Source organism: Paenibacillus cucumis (ex Kampfer et al. 2016) (genome assembly GCF_019748695.1).
In the GTDB taxonomy this organism is placed as follows: domain Bacteria; phylum Bacillota; class Bacilli; order Paenibacillales; family Paenibacillaceae; genus Paenibacillus; species Paenibacillus polysaccharolyticus.
On record NZ_JACLIC010000024.1, the window covers coordinates 77649 to 96862 of the forward strand.

General features: G+C 42.8%; 17 protein-coding genes and 1 pseudogene. 5 read left to right on the plus strand and 13 right to left on the minus strand.

Features of this window, described 5'->3' with window-relative positions; all coding sequences use genetic code 11:
- Nucleotides 1-11: 11 nt before the first annotated feature.
- The 5 genes from H7T88_RS15620 to H7T88_RS15640 all read right to left on the minus strand — a co-directional run bounded on the left by H7T88_RS15620 (nt 12) and on the right by H7T88_RS15640 (nt 3700).
- Entirely contained in the window at nt 12-1256 is a 1245-nt protein-coding gene (locus H7T88_RS15620) for a TerD family protein (protein ID WP_154891227.1), read from the minus strand.
- Between the two features lie 22 nt (nt 1257-1278).
- Entirely contained in the window at nt 1279-1860 is a 582-nt protein-coding gene (locus H7T88_RS15625; protein WP_154891226.1) for a TerD family protein, read from the minus strand.
- A gap of 121 nt (nt 1861-1981) precedes the next feature.
- Complete coding sequence (locus H7T88_RS15630; RefSeq protein WP_154891225.1) at nt 1982-2557, minus strand: TerD family protein; 576 nt, start codon at nt 2555-2557, stop codon at nt 1982-1984.
- A gap of 63 nt (nt 2558-2620) precedes the next feature.
- Nucleotides 2621-3214: a TerD family protein gene (locus tag H7T88_RS15635; protein WP_154891224.1), complete on the minus strand. Its 594-nt coding sequence runs from the start codon at nt 3212-3214 to the stop codon at nt 2621-2623.
- Nucleotides 3215-3253: 39 nt separating this feature from the next.
- On the minus strand, nt 3254-3700 hold the full coding sequence (locus H7T88_RS15640; protein WP_090917587.1) for a tellurite resistance TerB family protein: 447 nt from the start codon (nt 3698-3700) through the stop codon (nt 3254-3256).
- Nucleotides 3701-4138: 438 nt separating this feature from the next.
- On the opposite strand from H7T88_RS15640, the gene H7T88_RS15645 reads away from it, so the two are divergent.
- A complete protein-coding gene (locus H7T88_RS15645) occupies nt 4139-5392 on the plus strand; it encodes an MFS transporter (protein WP_186811758.1) in 1254 nt (417 codons plus the stop codon).
- Nucleotides 5393-5587: 195 nt separating this feature from the next.
- Here the strand turns inward: H7T88_RS15645 and H7T88_RS15650 are convergent, their stop codons facing one another.
- Both H7T88_RS15650 and H7T88_RS15655 read right to left on the minus strand, forming a co-directional pair.
- Complete coding sequence (locus tag H7T88_RS15650) at nt 5588-6877, minus strand: galactokinase (RefSeq protein ID WP_221789208.1); 1290 nt, start codon at nt 6875-6877, stop codon at nt 5588-5590.
- Between the two features lie 522 nt (nt 6878-7399).
- Complete coding sequence (locus tag H7T88_RS15655) at nt 7400-7888, minus strand: stalk domain-containing protein (RefSeq protein WP_221789210.1); 489 nt, start codon at nt 7886-7888, stop codon at nt 7400-7402.
- A gap of 352 nt (nt 7889-8240) precedes the next feature.
- On the opposite strand from H7T88_RS15655, the gene H7T88_RS15660 reads away from it, so the two are divergent.
- Together H7T88_RS15660 and H7T88_RS15665 are read left to right on the plus strand one after the other, a co-directional pair.
- Nucleotides 8241-9635, plus strand: a complete 1395-nt coding sequence (locus H7T88_RS15660; protein ID WP_221789211.1) for an RHS repeat-associated core domain-containing protein — start codon at nt 8241-8243, stop codon at nt 9633-9635.
- 82 nt (nt 9636-9717) lie between these two features.
- Nucleotides 9718-10572 carry a hypothetical protein gene (locus H7T88_RS15665; protein ID WP_221789212.1) on the plus strand — a complete coding sequence of 285 codons (855 nt, stop codon included), beginning with the start codon at nt 9718-9720 and terminating at the stop codon, nt 10570-10572.
- A 148-nt stretch (nt 10573-10720) separates the two neighbouring features.
- On the opposite strand, the gene H7T88_RS15670 is transcribed toward H7T88_RS15665, so the two are convergent.
- Nucleotides 10721-12643, minus strand: coding sequence for a 3'-5' exonuclease (locus tag H7T88_RS15670; protein WP_221789213.1), 1923 nt, complete (start codon nt 12641-12643; stop codon nt 10721-10723).
- Between the two features lie 269 nt (nt 12644-12912).
- Here H7T88_RS15670 and H7T88_RS15675 point away from each other — a divergent pair, with 269 nt between their 5' ends.
- Nucleotides 12913-13356: a hypothetical protein gene (locus H7T88_RS15675; RefSeq protein WP_221789214.1), complete on the plus strand. Its 444-nt coding sequence runs from the start codon at nt 12913-12915 to the stop codon at nt 13354-13356.
- 128 nt (nt 13357-13484) lie between these two features.
- Here H7T88_RS15675 and H7T88_RS15680 read toward each other — a convergent pair whose 3' ends face one another.
- The 5 genes and pseudogenes from H7T88_RS15680 to H7T88_RS15705 form a co-directional block, all read right to left on the minus strand.
- Entirely contained in the window at nt 13485-15923 is a 2439-nt protein-coding gene (locus tag H7T88_RS15680) for a DEAD/DEAH box helicase family protein (RefSeq protein ID WP_221789215.1), read from the minus strand.
- On the minus strand, nt 15907-16233 hold the full coding sequence (locus H7T88_RS15685; RefSeq protein ID WP_221789216.1) for a nucleoside triphosphate pyrophosphohydrolase: 327 nt from the start codon (nt 16231-16233) through the stop codon (nt 15907-15909). The genes H7T88_RS15680 and H7T88_RS15685 overlap by 17 nt, the downstream gene beginning before the upstream one ends.
- 186 nt (nt 16234-16419) lie before the next feature.
- Entirely contained in the window at nt 16420-16797 is a 378-nt protein-coding gene (locus H7T88_RS15690; protein WP_221789217.1) for a hypothetical protein, read from the minus strand.
- A 1-nt stretch (nt 16798) separates the two neighbouring features.
- Nucleotides 16799-18012, minus strand: a pseudogene (locus H7T88_RS15700) (WXG100 family type VII secretion target).
- 113 nt (nt 18013-18125) lie between these two features.
- On the minus strand, nt 18126-18644 hold the full coding sequence (locus H7T88_RS15705) for a hypothetical protein (protein ID WP_221789221.1): 519 nt from the start codon (nt 18642-18644) through the stop codon (nt 18126-18128).
- Between the two features lie 144 nt (nt 18645-18788).
- Between H7T88_RS15705 and H7T88_RS15710 the strand changes: the two genes are divergently transcribed.
- Entirely contained in the window at nt 18789-19142 is a 354-nt protein-coding gene (locus H7T88_RS15710; protein WP_221789223.1) for a helix-turn-helix domain-containing protein, read from the plus strand.
- Nucleotides 19143-19214 lie beyond the last annotated feature (72 nt).

The window sequence follows — 19214 nt, forward strand, 5'->3', positions numbered from 1 at the left end:
AACTCAAATTGTTATTTACTGCCGGCAGTCCAGCGCATACCCCATCCATGGGCTTCATCCAGAGCGCGGTGTCCATTATAGAACTGAACAATCCTCTCAATACTAAATGTTTCATCATTCACGTTGCTGAACATAGCGATTCCACACATACCTAAGGAACTTCCATATTCATTCATTCGCACGATGATATCCGGGCCGTCCTTCTGGTTAATCGTAACGACGCCGTCCGCTTGCGACCAGTTCGTAACCCCTTCATAGATGTAGGTGAATACGAGGAGTCGTTTGATTTCCGAAATACGTGCACCATTAATACGCAGATTCTCTCCCGTTTTCACTGAACCTGTCCGGTCATCCCCATCCAAAGCAATATAAGGGTACCGATTCAAAGAACCAAACGATTCACCTAACGCCTGAATTACTCCTTTGCTACCATCCTTCATTTCGAAAAGGCAACCCAGATCCAGATCCACGCTCTTGTTTCGCCCGAACAATCCCTTGCTCGTCTGTTGATTCCAGTTCAGATTAATTAGAATCTCACCAAGTCCACCTGCATTTTTCTTCAGATTGATGGTATCGCCCTTTTTCTTCAGCTCAATCTTGCTCAGGTTCAACTCAATCTTGGGTTGAGGCGGTGGAACTGGTGGAGCAGGAGGTTTCGGCGCAGGTGGCTGAGGCACTGGAGGGACGGGCTGTGAAGAAGTCGTGTCGTTCTCCACACTCACGCCAAAGTTACTGCATAGTGCATCCAGTCCACCGGAAAAACCAGCCCCTACAGCGTTGAATTTCCATTCTCCGTTATGTCGGTATAACTCGCCAATAACGATCGCCGTTTCCACGGTAAAACCACTCGCTAAATCATACCGCAACGCTTCCTGTCCGCTATTCGCATGACCAAAACGAATATAGGTGTTCTGAACCTGGCTAAAACTCTGGTTTTTGGACTCCCCTTCATAGATCGTCAGACTGAACGCAATCTTTTCAATACGGGCAGGAATTTGGCTCAGATCGATATCGAACTGCTTTTTATCCGATTGCTGCGGTGTGTCTTTGTAGGTAATAAAACCGCCTGTGGGCTGGTTATAGAAGATAAAATCTTCATCACCCGATACCTTTCCGCTAGCACCAAGAAGAAAAGCAGATGTGTCTAGTTCAAGGGCAGGAGAAGAATCCCAGCCAATGCCCACCGTCAGCCGGGTCAGCCCGGGATTCGTTTTAGTGAGGTCCGTTTTTTGCCCTTTGACGACTGTTACAGCCATAACAGATTCACCTATCCTTCTCTTATTTCGCGTCTAGTCCATAATTCTGGCATAACGCGGCGAGCCCGCCTGCAAAACCACTGCCGATCGCCTGGAACTTCCAGTCTGCACCGGAACGATAAAATTCGCAGAACACAACAGCCGTCTCGGTAGAGAAGTCTTCGCCCAGGTCATAACGTAAAACTTCACGGTCACTAGAAGCATCGACAACACGAACAAAAGCGTTGGATACCTGACCAAAATTTTGTGCGCGTGCTTCATAATCGTAGATCGTTACTGTAATGCCGATTCTCGTGATGTTTGCAGGGACCTTGCTGAAATCTACGATGATCTGCTCATCATCGCCCTCTCCCTCACCTGTCCGGTTATCTCCTGTGTGAGTCAATGATCCTGCGCCGCCTGTTGGATTGTTATAAAAGACAAAATCATCTGTTCCTTTGGCTTTGCCATCCTCATGAAGCAGGAAAGCGGAAGCATCCAAGTCGAAATCGACTCCGCCACTATATTTGTTGGTATCCCATCCCAGGCCCACTACAACTTTAGTCAGACCAGGGTTTGTTTTCGTAAGGTCAATCCGCTGTCCTTTAGCCAAGCTAATCGTCATCTATTCGTCCGCCCTTCTTTTCAGCAAAAGATTTTAAAAGATCTTAATGTAATGAAAAGGAAAACCGTCAGATCGACGGCTTTCCGGTATTGCTATACATGCAGAGCTTGATTAAAAAGTTCTATTGCAAGCCATAATCCCGAGTCAGTCCAACCAGACCGTCTTGGTAACCGCTACCGATTGCGCTGAATTTCCACTCACCGCTATGACGGTACAACTCTCCAACGACAACACCTGTCTCAATAGAGAAATCTTCGCCCAAGTCAAAACGGATCAATTCTTCGGAATTCGCTTCGTTTACAATGCGTACGTAAGCACGTGATACTTGTCCAAAGTTTTGGCTGCGCTCCTGAGCTTCATAGATCGTAATGGTAAACGCGATTTTCTCAACGTCAGCCGGAACGTTAGGCAGGTCGATTTTAATTTGCTCATCATCGCCATCGCCTTCTCCAGTGCGGTTGTCACCTGTATGCACGACAGAACCGTTCTCATTTTGAGGATTATTGAAGAAAATAAAGTTTTTCTCCCCGTTCACTTTACCGTCAGCGTTAGCGCAGAATACGGAGACATCGAGGTCAAAATCTTTACCGCCGTCATATTTGTTCGTATCCCAACCCAAACCTACAGTGATTTTAGCCAATCCCGGGTTTGTTTTTGTTAAGTCAATCTTTTGACCTTTAGACAGATTAATAGCCATTCAAGATTCATCTCCGCTCACTATAATTTTAGTTACTGAATTCATTTCAGGTAATCCTCATTTTTACGTATAACGACGAGCAAGCTCATCGATATGTACAGCATGAGCACCTTCACCAATAGCTGAGAATTTCCATTCGCCACCATGTCGGTACAGTTCTCCACAGATGAGGGCTGTCATACCCGCATAGCTATCCGACAGGTTAAAACGAACCAATTCTTGCGAATTGCTACCATCCAGGATACGAATATAAGCACGTTCAATCATTCCAAAATCCTGTTTACGATTAACACAATCGTATATGTTCACGACGATCAGAATTTTATGAACATCAGCAGGTACGACGGAGAGGTTAATTTTGATTTGCTCATCGTCCCCTTCACCTTCGCCCGTCAAATTATCTCCGGAGTGAACGACAGATCTACATAAACTCGTTTTGTTATGAAAACAAACCAGATTTGTTTCTTTGGTTAGCTTTCCATTTTCACCTAATAGCAAAGCTGAGGCATCACAATCGATATTGGCTTGTTTTTTTCTCCCGAAAAACCCTTTCGAGGCTACAGGGTCCCAACCCAAACCGGCGATCACCTGGGTTAATCCAGCTTTACCTTTGGTTAAATCAATTTTCTGTCCCTTTACCAAGTTAATACCGGCCACTAATATTCACCTCCTTTCAACTTCTCTATCTAATAGACTCTAGAGACTAAACTCACCTGGATTCAGGCCCAGAACTGTACAAATTTCCGCCACTACTCTGCGCTCTTGATCATCAAAGTTACCATCAGCAGCACCAATAGCACTGCATACACCTACAATGACACGCCCTACTTCAGGTTTGGACTTGAACTTGGCAATCGCCTTCAAAGCTTCCTGCTTCCCGATCTCAGGGGAAAATTCGAAATTATTCACATAATGATTGAATCTTTCAATCACGGTTGTCATATCAAAAACCTTCAATTCCTGACTCAGGTTAATGTAACCCGCCATCTTGTTCTTCTCCGAGGCATCGACGGACCCATCAGCAAAAGCAACCAGGGCACAACCAGCTACTACAGCATCCATGAAATCTTTGTTCTTAAATCGCTTGACTTGATCCTCTAACCCTTGCTTGGTTGAATTGAGCCAATTCTTAAAAGCACTCATATGTACCCTCCGTTAACTTCATAATAAATGCATTTATTCTGGTCAATACACTGTAAAATTCCAGTATACTGTTTACAACCTAAATGTCAGAAATCAACAGTTAAATTCTTCCTCAACTATACTCTTTTCTGTGCCAATTTTCTACAATAAAAAACAAAAACCAATCTTTTATACCAATCCATACTTTTTTCTAATATAATTCGTAATTTATTCATTTCATCTACAATTTATTACAATATTCGACATCACAATTCGACAATAAATGCATGTATGAACAACATCTCTTGAAGAAAACAGGGATCATATAATCTCCAAAATTTGCAGGTTTCTACCAAATGGCATAAATTAGTACTAGAGAAAGCCTTTAAATTAATCTATTACATGAGAATCCTATTCACACGCTACATACCAGTACCATATCTACGAACGGAGGAATATATGAAATCAAAATCAAACTACTCCAAGCTGTTCGGTGCCTTTTCCCTTACTTTTCTAGGAGATGGATTAACTCTCGCTGCCGTACCCTGGCTTGTCTCCACCCTAACAACGGATACGTTATATGCATCCATTACGATGACTGCCCTGCGATTACCTTGGCTGATTTTTAGCCTGCCGGTTGGTGTACTGATCGACCGATATTCACGCAAACATATGCTGGTTGGAGCCAGCTTTACCCGGATGATATTTCTATTATTCCTGACAATCTGTATCTGGGGAGGCTGGATCAGTATACCTTTGCTTGCCTTGTTTATGTTCGGGATTGGTCTAAGCCGCGTTGTCTTTGACAGCACCGTGCAGACGATCATTCCTCAGGTTGTAGAGGAGAAAAAACTGGAAAAAGCCAACGGCCAATTTACTGCCGGGCAACTGATCACCAGTGATATTCTGGGCGTAGCGCTTGGCGGATTCATTATTACGATGCATATCGTATACCCTTTTGCCATTGACACCGTGACGGCCATACTCTCGTTGTTACTCATTAGTGGCTTGCGAGGCAGCTTTCATCCCGCGAAATCAAAAGAATCCCAAGTTGAAGAACAGGCGGAGAAGGAAACTCGCCCGATGAAAAATTGGAAACGCGAGATGTGGTCCGGCATTCAGTATGTGTTTCAAGACCGGTTTCTTCGCGGCCTGGCCATCTTGTCGGTGACTATCACGTTAATGTTCTCGATGATTCTGGTGACTCAAATTTTCTTTGTACGTGAAGTATTACAGCTGGAAGCGTATGCCTTCGGTATTCTGATTTCCATTGCGACCATCGGCAGTATTCTGGGGAGTCAGGCTGTAGCTTATATGCGGAAACGCTGGAGTTCCAAGCAGCTCATTCTGCTCTCCATCCTGTCGATGGGGCTACTCTATGGAGCTGTTGGTCTAACGTCCAATGCGTATGTGGTCGGTGGTCTATACTTCTGCGCAGCCTTCTTCATTGTTGTCTATAACGTGGTCCGTTCGTCGATTCTGCAGCGCTCCGTCCCGAATGAACTGCTCGGGCGTGTAGGCAGTGTGTTCCGTTTCCTGTCGTTTGGCATAAGCGCTATCGGCACCTTGCTGGGCGGATTGCTCGTTCGCGTGAGCGAAACGTTTTTCGACCGTCTGTTCTCACTGCAATTACCTTATCTTTTACTTAGCGTTGTTTACATCCTGGCCTGCTTCCTGTTTGCTTCCAAAATGCGAAATGTACCTGAGCAGTGACAGTAGCAATCGTCAATATACGCACATATCGTTGATTCGCTTGCTTCAAAAACAGTGACAATCTTAACTGTCGTTTCACCATGAGGCTATTGGTGGATCTCCATTTTCAAACAAAAAAGCGGACTCGGAAGGAATATCCTACCCGAGTCCGCTTTTGAATTTATTCTGTCTTTTTATAGCTATAATCAAGCCTGATTAATTCAGTTCTGCATTCAAGCAGATCGAACCGTGCTGACGCACGTTAACGACAATGACTGGTGTATCCAACATACCGCGCATCCAGTTCATATACTCTTCTGCCTTCTCGTTTGGCACAATCGCCAGAATAACACCTGCGAATCCACCACCATGCACACGACATGCACCATCGCCAAGGTTGCTCAGGTAGTTCTCAGTCAAGGCAAGCGCCACGGAAATCTCTTGTGCACGGGAAGCCCCGCCTTGATACACGTTCTGCAGCCATTTCCATGAAGAGTTACCTGATGCAGTGATCAGTGACAAGAAATCAGCAAAACGTCCTTCACGCAGAGCGGATACCTGTCCATCCACGCGTGTGTTCTCAGCCAGGAAGTGCAATGCACGTAATACCGCACGGTCTCCTGCTGCTTCACGAATCGCAGGCAATTTTGCATAAATATCTTCTTCTGAGATTTCACGCACGTATTCAGCGCCAAGTGCTTTCGCAACAGCTCTCATCTCGTTAGGTACAGAAGCATAATCTTCTGTCAGGTCGGCATGGTTGCCACCTGTATTCACGATGACCAGGGAATATCCGTTTTTTTGGAAATTCCACTCCACAGGCTCAATCACAGGTTCAGCCGGATTTGCAAAATCAATCGAGATCAAACCGCCATATGCACAAGCCATCTGATCCAGCAGGCCGGACGGTTTGTTCCAGTAGTGATTTTCGGCATATTGTCCGATTTTAGCCAGCGTTACGACATCCAGTTTGCCATCGTTATAGAAATGGTTCAGGATCGTACAGATCAACATTTCGAAGGATGCAGAAGAACTTACACCCGAAGCCGCAAATACGTTACTGGAGATGTCTGCTTGGAATCCACCAATGTTGAACCCAAGCTCTACAAAGCCCGCAGCCATACCACGAATCAATCCGGTAGTACCGTCATCTTCGGTATTAGGTTTCAAGTCCGCAAGGTTGATGACATACTTTTTGTCGTATCCCTCGGAGTAGAACGTAATGACGTTGTCGCCTGTCGGCACAGCCACGGCAATCGTGTCCAGCGTAATGCTTCCCGCGAGCACTTTACCATGGTTATGATCCGTATGATTACCGCCGATCTCACTGCGGCCCGGGGAACTGAATAGATGCATGTGCTCCTGCTCACCGAAATGCTCGCGGAACGAAGCATCCAGCTTCTCGTAACGGGCACCCTGCTCCTCTGCATGCTGTGGTCCGTACATTTGCGCAAGCAAAGCCTGTCCCTGTTTTGATTGAATGAGTTCTGTTACCTGTGTGGTCATCTCTATTCCTCCCATTTCATATGCAAGCGGTATGTAACCGCTATCCCTTATGTCGTCTAAAATCCTTCATCGGATTAGCCATCCCCATTATCTCAGCTTCTGAGCCGAAAAGGTAGGGCAGAATTGAAATTTTGGAAGCGTTTTTTGAAACATGTGTCCATTTGGGAAATGCATAATCCCTAACTTGCACGAGATTATGGAATATGAATCTTGATGGTGTATTTTCTTCCATATTTTCGTTGAAAAGTTGCGGTAATATACGTACTGACTACAGGAATTTATTTGAGTAATATACGAACTGATGTGCTTGTAGTCTTTTTGGTTGCATATCTGGTCTGATCTTATTTTGTTTTGTTGATTTGTTCGCCCGCCTGAAAAAAGAAAAAACCTTTAAGACTTATGCTCCGTTGTGGGGGCATGTCTTCAAAGGTAAGGTTCGGATGGATCGTACTTCCTTCCATGAACAGTCTGCAAACATCGACCCATATCGTATCTAACTCAAACATCGTTGTGGACATGAATCTATTGGATGCTCGACATTTGCGCTGAGATGGACACGTTCCCCTCTTTTACAATAACCTCGTTGAAAAAAGGTTCAAAGAATGAAGCAGGCACATAGGTTATGCCTTTTCTGGATTGAACGGGTACAGGCAATTCTACATCCTGAGTCAGATTGATGACTTTCAGTTTCCCCGTAAACTTAGCTAGCGTACTGCCATCCTTCACGATAACGGATTGAATGCTGTCTTCTACACGAATGGCCTTCTCTGCTACGAGCCAGCTGACCTTGTATCCCAAAGACTCTGCCGTAGCGCGCAAAGGCACCAAGACCGTTCCTTTTTGCTCGAAAGGCATCAATTCCGTTTTACTCGTCTGTATCTCTTTACCGTTCACGGTTAAGGTGTATGCTGGTGCGGCCGCCGCTGCACTGACTTTGGTAGCTGAAGCATATAGCGCACCGGCTACGGTGACAACGCATAGTGCGGTAGCAAACAGTATCCATTTTTTCATAAAATGTCATCCCTTCTGTTTCAGTTTCTATTGTGGTAAACGTGATCGCAACGGGTTTAGTTTCATAGAATTTAAATTTTCTGTTGTTCAATGATAGGCATACACACTCCTTTCAACTACATTTATCATAGAAAATAAAAAATAATTTTATTCTCTAATTTGTATATACATTCCATTTATGAATTGATATAGTAAAACACAAGAGTAGGAATTATTTATATTTTTTACAACATTTCCTATTCAAATATAGCTGGCCAGCTTACTATCATCAAACCTTTCACTTACCAATGTTATGTTTTTAGTATACCTGACTGTTCAAACCATTAAATATCTATGTAGGGAGTGCAATGGAATGCGTCTAAAATTCAAAAAAATGAATGTTCAATTCAAGTTTTTTCTTTCGGTAGCTGTAGCTTCCTCAGTTCTCTTTGGGCAAGTAGCAATGCCCACTTATGCTAGTTCTTCAGTTGAGGAGACAATTAAGCTCCAGGGGACGGAACTCATCTGGAATACAAATGAAACTGGACAAACACTAGAAAAGGTCCTTTTAAACGATCAGGAAATAGTATACTCCTATAACTCTAATAACAATAGAGTTTCAAAAGTGATTCCCAATGATATCGTCAACTATACCTATAATCAAGACTCGCAACTGATATCTGAGTCCAACAGCAACCAAAATATTCAATTTATTTACGATGAATCTACTGCTCTTATCGATGGACTGATTGTAGAGGAGAACGTCTATCATTACATTAAAGATGATGACCTTAATGTTATAGCGATTAATGACAGTGAAGGAAATGAAGTTGCAAAATATCAATATGGTACGGATGGAAAGACACTTAATATACTGGGACAAGATAGCAACGGAGAATGGGTAGACCGTAGTGAAGATACTGAATTCATTGGCGTAATTAATCCGATTCGTTTGCACTCTTTATACTATGATGCCGAGACCGGTTGGTACTATAATGGTCGTCAATATTATGATTCTGTAAATAACAAATATATAGTTGGTACGGACTATCTGAGAGCAGTGACAGATGACTCTGTCTCTGCTATGGCTTCAGATAATATGGCTATTAGAATACACAATTGGAGAACAAGTCTGATGAATAGCTCAGATTTTGGAAAATCAATCTCCTACTCATCGAAATGGTATGATAATTTATCTGATGTAGAACTACTATCTCGATTAATATATGGTGAAAACACCGTTTTGACTGCAGACCAAAATGCAGTAGCTTGGGTCTTGATTAACCGAAAAAATCAAAACTCCTCTGTTTTTGGTGGTAGCACGTATCGAGGAGTAGCCACTAAATCTGGCGCTTTTGAACCCCTCACGGGTGGGAGCAGTGGTACAACGAATGCACGTGTTCCGAATACCAGTTCTCCACGCTGGAGCAATGCGGTATGGATTGCCTGCACCTTGTTGACTACTTCTAGCACAGCTGACTATAATGAATTCATAACAAAACCTACAGGAATTTCCAATCAACTCTATTTTGTAGGACTTTCATACTTTTTAACAGGCGTTAGCCAAGATAAGTCACCTACAGGCTCAGGCATCAAATATAGTTTCAATGGTGGAAGTTCTTTTGTAGATATTAAGGATATTGTCGTTGTTTTTGATACTACAGATGTTTTCCAGAACCCTACTTCAAGATCTGCAATTACATCGAATTCCAGACTAAATACAACAGCGAAAAGAAACTCCCATAATATATTCTTTAATACAAAATAATTAATCTATTTTCACTGTATAGTGCAACAGTAGAGATATGCTCTGCTGTTGCACTATATTATATTAAAATTCTTATTAGAAGGTGAACAAATTGAAGCGAATCTGCCTTTTTCTATTCTTTGCTCTTGGAGTGTTACTCGTTTCCTGTACAACTACAAATCAAGCTTCTGAGAAACAGGAGACTCAAACTAAATCTGAGAGTATTTTGCCCGCAGGGTACACACTTGATGCGATCAAAGTAGCACTACAAAATTATATCAATAATCAATTGTGGTACAATTCAGGATCAAATCATGAAAACTCAGGGCAGAATATTACAGCTTTCGAGAAAAATATCGGGCAGAACATCCAGTTAGAAATACGAAACTACAATGGTAAAATCTATGCAATCAACTCTGCAGAAAAGAACGACGAAGAATGGCTTGCTTATTTCAATCTTAAAAACGGGATAGTTTACTGTGATTCACTTTTATTTCCAAAGGATTCTGCCTGGCCACAAGAGAAATATGAGCTTGTAGAGTACACTCAAATAGATATCCAAGAGCCGCATCAACCTACTTATAGCGATTCACCATACAAAGATAAGATGGTCACTGCTGCCATCAACTATTTGGAGAAATTTTTAATTGATATGAAAAGTGGTGAACAAGCAAAGGATTGGGATCATGTGCAAGGATATTTGGTGAATTTTCAGGAGTATGACGAAACAGCGAATGCCTGGTTCATTAAAAGTAATGGCGAAGCCGTTTACGTACCATTTGCGTTTATTGAGAACAATGGAACGATAACTGTGGATGGCATCACAGGGTATAGTGTGAAGAATATGATGGACAAGGCTACAGATGATCCAGATCGAATAATGTTCGAACGCCAGATTAATGATGCGGTTAAACAGCTATCCAATTCATCGAATGAATGGGATAGCATATCTTCTTGATCCTAAAATTGCTCCTCACTAAGCATCCAGAACAGCCAGAATACTGGACTACTCATCAGATTCAAGATCCATATCGCAAGAAAAGCTTATCCGCTTCAATAAGATGAAGTAATGATAAGCTTTTCTTTGTTTATTTTAGCTTTACCACCTATTTCACAAGGGATGCAGAACCAGATGTAGGATTATTCGCTTTCTGCCGTTGAACCTCATCAAGATATTGGGTGAATCGGGATTCTCCAGAGTAGCTTAGAAATAACCATTCCAACGCTCGTGTCATTCCGATATAGAAACGAGACACTTCACGTTCATCGACTTCTTCTTTTTTCCCCGCTTTGCGAGGCATCGTCTCAATCGAGATGATAAACACGGCTCTGAAATCCAGTCCCTTTGCACTGTCAATCGTTAATACTTTGATACTGTCCTCTTCGCGATTAAAATTCTTCTTGGACTGATCATCCCGCGTTACCCAATTATACGTCAGACTGTTATCGTCCAGAGTTTTTCCCAATTCTTCAATAATATTTACTTGATTGGATTCCTGTACCCTGTACAAAATGGCAATATCCTTCAGAGCAAATGATTTTTCACGACGTAAATAGTCTATGGATTTGGAAACAAACTCCATTTCAAGTTTTGTACTCTTACTTCGATAGATCAGAGGTTCAGGACCTCTGCGTTTCGTGAACTGAGGAGGAATAATCTCAATCGCATCAGCCCCGTTACTAATAACTTTCTGCTGTAACTTGGACTGATCTTTATAGAAATCCCAGGCAAACTGCACAATCTGTGCCGTATTCCGGTAATTAATCGTTAAAATCTTGGAACGACCACGGAAGTCTAATCCGGTATCCTGTGCCAGGCTGTTTTTACGTTTGAAGATGGTTTGTGCCCGGTCCTCTACGAGTAACAGCGACTGCGTCTCATCATTGAGGCATAAGCTCACCAGCCTCAGCCAATCTGCATCAAAGTCCTGTCCCTCATCAATCAGAATGGCATCATACTTCGGTAATTCTTGTTGCCCCTGTTCCACCTTTTCCAGCAAATCGGGCAGTTTCCTGTCTATGATTCGAAACTGCTGTCCAAGCCACGAGTGGAACGTTTTCACCTGAATATTAGATTGGAGCTCGGAAGACGTAGTCTGGGCAGCAAAATCAAATAAATCCTCAGGCTCCGCCAACTTCTGTACAATGGCCTGTTTTAGATACTGTGACAAGGTTGAACCATAGCAAAGTACAAGGATATTCCAGTCTGGATGCTCCTTAGCGAGCATGCTTGCACGACTGACAAGAACGAGCGTTTTACCACTACCGGCAACACCGCGAATCAAACGATGCTTATCCCCAACCTGCTTCGACATCTTCTCCTGATGTAGGTCCATCGTCTTAATATTATGCAAGGATAATAGGAGCTGATCCTGATGAGGCACAACTTCTTTGCGCTCCGCACTGATTCGCACTTCAGGAAACAGATGGTAGCGGATCGCCTGTATATCTTCATGTGTCAAGCTATAACGATTCCGAGTAGGAACCGTGAACATATGTAGTAATTTCTCAATCAATATCTCTGCCGAGAAATCTTCATCATCTGGGTCCATTTCTTCTCTAGTCAGTACAAACAAGGGATCGATTACACTGTATAGGTCCATGTGTAGAAAATCTTGCTGCTTCAAACGACTGAATACCACACCGTAGCCGTAATTGAATTTTAAATATCCTGGTGTTCCCTCTTTGATCAGATTCTTATCCTTCTTCAACTGGTCTGCAATCGAAAAAGCATAATCCCTCGCTTGCTTCAAAGGGCTTCGGGCAGTGACCAACTCACCTGCTGTATTACGAAGCGTCCATTCATCCCGATTCACTTGATGCAACGTGCCTTTGGTATAATCCTTCACTTCCAGTACCAGCAATCCTAAATCAGGTCCGATAATGACAAAATCCGGTCTTCTCCCGCGAATTTCAGGTTCATAATAAATGATATATTCTTCAGGCAGATGTTTCTTTAACGTCTCAAATAATAGTCGTTCTCCTGCTGTCGCCTTCTTCGGAATTACTTCTGGTACTGTATTCGCCATGCCAATCGCTCCTAATTCTAATGATCTAAACTTGCTATAATTTCATTATCTACTAGTCGACCACAATTTTCCACATTTAAAATTCGCAGTTGTGCAAAGGTACAGATTAAATTCATTCTTTTTTCCTGAATCTTTTGTAGTAATGTATCTCATAATCGCTTATTAGGTTTCTTAATAACTATATTTATGTTAAGGTTTACCAATACATCCATCAGATCACAGCCTTAGACAGATAGAAGCACTATGAAAGTAAGAGGTGACACTACTACATGCAAACCAAAAATGAAAGGCTCCCCTCACTCTTTTTACTTATATACATGGTTCTATTACTTATCAGTTACAGTATGTATGTTATTTGGGAGAATACACGGTTAAGCCATGCTCAACAGTGGCTTTCTGAGACGAACATTACACAAAACGGTGTTGACTCCATTAGCCAGCTTGGAAGATGGACAACGCTCTCAGAATCGATGTTCCTCGTAATATTTGTGATCGCAATGATTGTTGTCATGCTTCGCTATCAAAAGAAGCCCACAAACCAATTTTTCATTGGGAATGCAGCACTGTTTGTTGGAATTGCAGTCGTTAGTTATGTCATTTCACTTATGAGCTCTATGCCTATTGGTAATTTAATCCAACCTATAATTGTACCTGTCTTCATACTCGTCGCCCTTTATATTTATCGGTTATGGAAAACAAGATATGAAAAATAGAAACCAGACTACATACACTAAACGGTGTGTGGTCTGGTTTTTATTTAAATGGTCTATTGTAGTTTCTATTGGTGATTTTAATCCCATCTGAAGATAAAGCCATACTATGATTTCGAAGTGAATAGAAACTATCCCCGCTCAAAATACGCATGCAACCGATACAGACATATTTCCCGTGTCCAGCGATATAACACTGCTCGTTCCTCTGAGTTCTGCACTTCTACATTCAGTGAGAACACGCCATCTTCGAACCGCGTCATACTTCCCTTTGCCCCGCTCCACTTGGACATGGGCATATCGATAATCAGATTCTTGATCTCACTTTCCGTTTTCTCATTCCATTCCGTGAGCGCGACCTTACCTTTATCCGAAAAGTCCTTTCGTTTCCGATACTCCTTTGCCGTCAGGTACGTATAAAAAAATTCAGCCATTTCACCCGGTGTGATCGGTTCCATCCAATGCACTTCGCCTCGCTCCAGCATATAGAGCAATACGACCATTTTATAGCTTTTGTTCATGATCGTCTTCTCTACATCCCGTAGCCATGCCTCGTGCCGAACATAGATTTCACCCTCAGCCGGGGATAATAATTCCGCCCAGTACAGGAAACCAACATATGAGCCAAATTCGCTCCGGTATCCGATGCTTTTAGACTGTCCCATAAGATGAAGCTCCAGATAAGTCGGGATGCGACCAAGCTCACGTTTGACAGCCAGAAAATCCTGATGCAATTTCTCGCGGCGTGGCATCCGCTTGCGGCTTAGCTCCTGAAGCAGATTCACTACTCGGGTCTCCAAATGAATGCCGCAGTTATCCGGAACCTCCGGTATAGCTACGTCCAGCGCTTTTCCGCCGCGTTCCTCATCTCCCCGTACATCAAACAGGCTCAGCTTCACATCCGCATTGCGGTAATTCCCGATCAGGTCGATGATAACACAGTGTGACTTTCCTTCCGCTAATCTCAACCCGCGACCTACCTGCTGAGTAAATACGGTAAGTGATTCTGTTGGACGAACGAAGAGTAGCGTATCTACGCTTGGAATATCCGTTCCTTCATTAAACAAATCGACGGTAAGCACAACTTCGAGTTCACCCGCACCCAGAAGCCGGATGGCTTCTTCGCGTGACATTTCCGACGTACGTGAATGCAGACTTAGCACCTTCACCCCCTGACTGCGGAAATACGCAGCCAAGTAGTCCGCTTGACGAATGGATGAGCAGAAACCGATAGTTCTCGTCTGCTTGTGCCGCATCCAAGCCGCATAGATCGTTTCCACATGCTCCTCTTGTAGCTGAACGGACATAAGCTGTTCTTCATCATACTTGGTGCCGATTAAGCGAATTTTGGAATAATCCGTATCATCGAACACACCGTAATACTGGAATGGCGCCAGCCACCCGCGCCGGATCGCTTCGATAAAATGCATCTGGTACGCGACATTTCCGTCACACAGTGCATATACATCCTTACCATCCAGTCGATCCGGGGTTGCCGTAATGCCAAGTAGAAACCGTGGACAGAAATATTCAATGACCTTCATATACGTCTTCGCCGCCGCATGATGGAACTCATCCACCACGATCAGATCAAAGGCATCAGCCGCAAACACATCCCGATGTCGTTGCAAACTCAGTGTATAGATTGAGGCGTACACACAGTCCGCCTCTCCGTCCTTATGCTTGCCGTTAAATATCCCATGACTGCGTTCTGGCATGATCTGCTGGAACGATTTTTTTGCCTGATTCAAAATCTCTTCCCGATGCGCTATGAACAAAATCCGCTCAAACCTTTGGGCGAAAAAGCCCGCCAAATAGGTTTTACCAAGTCCCGTTGCCATCACCACCATGGCTCTTTCATACTGTTCTTCCATCGTGGCGTCCAATGCTTCGAGCGCATCTAACTGAGCAAATCGCGGCTGAATAGGCAAAAGAGACAAGACAGCAGACTCTTGTTCGGTCTCCTCATCTGGCAGCCTTGTGCCAAACTCTGCTTCCTCCATCTCCGTGATCCGCTGGATCATCTCCGGGTTCTTCTGGTGATACTGCCGATACTCTTCTTCATATTGTGCAATGGAATCCGGGTTCACTGGCAAAGTTGTCTCGTGATAGAAACTCTGCATGAACTTTTCCAAAGCCGACTGGAACGTATACGGCTCTGCCTCCGCATTCATTGCCAAATTCCATTCATAACCTGTCTTGAGCGCTGTGAATGAAAAGTTGGAAGAGCCGACAATCAACATGCCTTCTCCATGTTCATGATCAAACAAATACGCTTTCGGGTGAAAAGAAGTACCCATGCTTCGCCACAGTCTTGCTTCGATTCGTGAATCAACTTCACATAGCGCCCGTAACCCTTCAGGCTGTGTGATGTATAAATAATCTCCCGCGAGCATCCGCACCTCTGCCCCGCGTTCTGCCGCTCGTTTCAAATGTGGAGCAAGCAGCTTCACTCCAGATTGCATCATAAAGGACGTCATAATATAAATCCCGGACGCATGCTGCATCCGGGTAATAAGTTCATCGGCCAGATTGTCGGTAATGAGTTTTACATTAAGCTTCGTCGACATCGATCAGATACACTCTCTCCTGAAATCCTCCACGAGCCTCGGCTTTATCTGCACGCAATTTGTCCAATTGCGCCGCGTTAGCTCCATGAACTTCTGCCAGCGCCCGAATCACTTCGAGCATATCAGCCAGTTCTTCCAGTGCTTCCTGATCACTTCCTGCACTCATGTATTCTTCCGACTCTTCACTCAGCTTTGTTCTCAATTCTTGCTTATATTCCTCCAGGTCCAGAATGCGCGTCCGACACTCCTTACCGCTGGATGTGATAATATGCGGAATCTTGTCCCGCACCAATTTGTTGTATGTAGGCATGTGGTATATCATCCTCTCTACTGTGAGAACCTTCTAGCTGTGCGCCAGAATATCCCTTTTTGCCATTATACCATTTGCCATAGATGGTGAACGGTTGATTTTGTAAAGTAGCGGGAGCGGATGAAAAGCAAAAAAGCCCATAGCCACTCGTTTAGAAGTCGATATGGGCCTTCAATTTTAACTTATTTATTTGTTGAACACGATATTTTCCTGTTCACTTTCAATAACTTTATTATCATATATCTGCCAGCACAAATGATAATCTCCATCATGATCATCTATCAAAAAATATCCTGTTATGTCCTGAATGTTAGCCATCTCAGAAAGCTGCTTTTTCATAAAATCAAGATGATACTCTCTGATATCTGCCCCATAAAAAACATAAGCCGTCCAATTAATTTGCTTCTCCGGAAATGTCCAGCCAGACTGATACAGTTCCAATTTATATTTATCCAGCAAACCTTCATTGTAATTCGCTGTGAAGTCATTTCGTATCTTTTTCACTTCATTAATTGTGCTCTCATCACACTCCAACCAACCTCTAACAGATACATACTTTCCCATTTCAATCCCCCAGTCCTGTTTTCACAACAATTCCCTTGTCTTCTAAATACTTTTGTATTTTGGGATGAACACCATACTTGAACCAATACTCCACTCTCAAACCATTCTCTTCAGCATACTCATTGTGGCTTGTAGCTGTTTTTTCATTTTTTTATTGAGAAAATTATCTGGTTTATGAATAGCTGATGTCGAACGCTTTGCTTCAATTACAGCATCTGATGTGACACTATCTAACTCTCGTTCTTTCCCCTTCTCACCATATATAACTTCTTTACCACCCGTTTTCCTTCTAATCGTATCCTCGTAATGAACATCCAGAGCCTGACTGTGATGACCTTTTTCTTTCAGCATCCTTGCCTTATCAGATAATACTAATTTCTTAGAAGCATGACTACTACTTACACTAGCCCCTTCACCTGCACTGCTAGGCTTTACAGGAGGTGCTTGCTTTTGTTTAATTCCTAAATTTTGATTCGAAAACTTTAATCCATTTTTCGGAACCTTGTAGCCCCTATTAATCATTCCTGTAAAAGCCATCAACATATTACTGGCTTGCAGACTGGTTATAAGCAGCATTGCCCTGTTCTCGGAAACGGGTTCTCCTGAGAATGGGTATACCCCGTTCTTCAATTCATTGACCTGATACTGCATGATATCCTCACCCTCAGGTTCAACATCAGGTGCAGATTTCATGTCCAGCGACCCGGTATCTCTCTCATACGCGCGAAGTGTCTCTGGTGTTACATTACCGTCTTTATCCGTTGGCATCATTTTACGGAATTGCGTATTATATACCATCGTGTACTCTGTTTTATCCGAATTGTGATTTGAATCAGACACCATTTTCTGCAATGCGATCGAACCAGCAACTGCCCCCACGCTAACCTGTTCCTGATCTGCTTGCTGGAACCTCTCGGCAATAAACTTGAGTTCCTGAGAGGACTTCACCATACTTTCCAATGCACGATCCAACACAGGACGAGATTGCTGAAAATCATAGAAAAACCGTTCCTGTGTTGCTCCCGCCCACTGTGACTCAATAAAACCGATTCGTGCAGTCAGGTCACTTCGTATGGATTCCAGCTGCTGTCTTCCCTGCTCAATCTGTTTAGATACATGTAATAGTTGCTCTGGTGTCACTTTAATTGTACTCATAGGGTTCTCTCCGAAAAAATAAGATTTAACTATGTTAGCAGGAGTACAAGATACATACATCCGTCCAATATCCTGATTTTTCCTTATAATAAAAAGTTTCCTTTAAGTATCTGTACTCTTGGAGTCCTATCTTCAAAAAGCGGCCACTTTACATAACATATTAAATCAATAGTTTATTTCAACTTTATGGCATTCTTCAATCGATTCTTTAACTCCTCTAGTATTTCTCCTGTTCGTTGAAGCAGCTTCTTGATGTGGTTTGGTTTTAGCGTCCGATCCTGGTTAAACTCTTCTATGGAAGACATATGTTGAATCGTACCGATGAACAAAGCAATATCCAGTCCAGGCTCAATATCCGTATGCAATATATGCAAAATCTCATTCATGGTAAGCTCCTTCGGTGGATGTACTACCTGATACTTTTGGACATATAATGCCTTGATCATGGAAGCTAGCGCCCAATCGCAGAGGATCAGACAAGCTTGGAACTGATTGTGACTATGCATGATGTTGGCAAGTTTGATGTGGTACGTCGAAAGCTGGTGAAAGTCCGATATTGTATTATGCAGTCTATGCTCATCTGGATTATGTCTGGACACAGATTGTATAGACTCATAACGTCCTTGAAAACGTGGAGTAAAATCTACTTGGTGATTACAATGTGCTTCGGAAATGGACCGATTTCTTACCATTGTCATTCCTCCAATGAGTTAATACCAATATTATACAACAAAATAAATATCCAAAGATATAATTTACTCAATTTTTACGATTTATTAGATCGTGTTTAGCCCCCAAAATCTTGTCTACACTTTTAAATAGAGGGGGTATGCATTGTGGATGATAGAAAAATTTTAAAGTTAGTCGGTGCACGAATTAAAGTTTTAAGAAAAGAAAAGGGATTATCTCAGGAGGCACTTGGAGAAAAAGGTGGGTTCCATTTTACATACATTGGACAAATTGAACGTGGAGAAAAGAATGTTGCTTTGATTAATCTTGGTAAAATAGCAGAGGCATTGGAGGTCAATGTATCTCAGCTTTTTGCTTATGTAAGTGATGAAATTGAGTTTACTGAGACAGATATAATGATTCAGGAAATAGTAGATATGTTAAGAGAAGCTTCTTCAAATAAAATCCGTTTATCCAGAAACATTATAAGAGAGTTGCTGAATGAATCTAAAGATGACTAACGATAATAGCAAAATATCTTTCATAAAAATGGTACCCAAAGATTTGACACTTTGAAAAAAGTGTCTGGACCG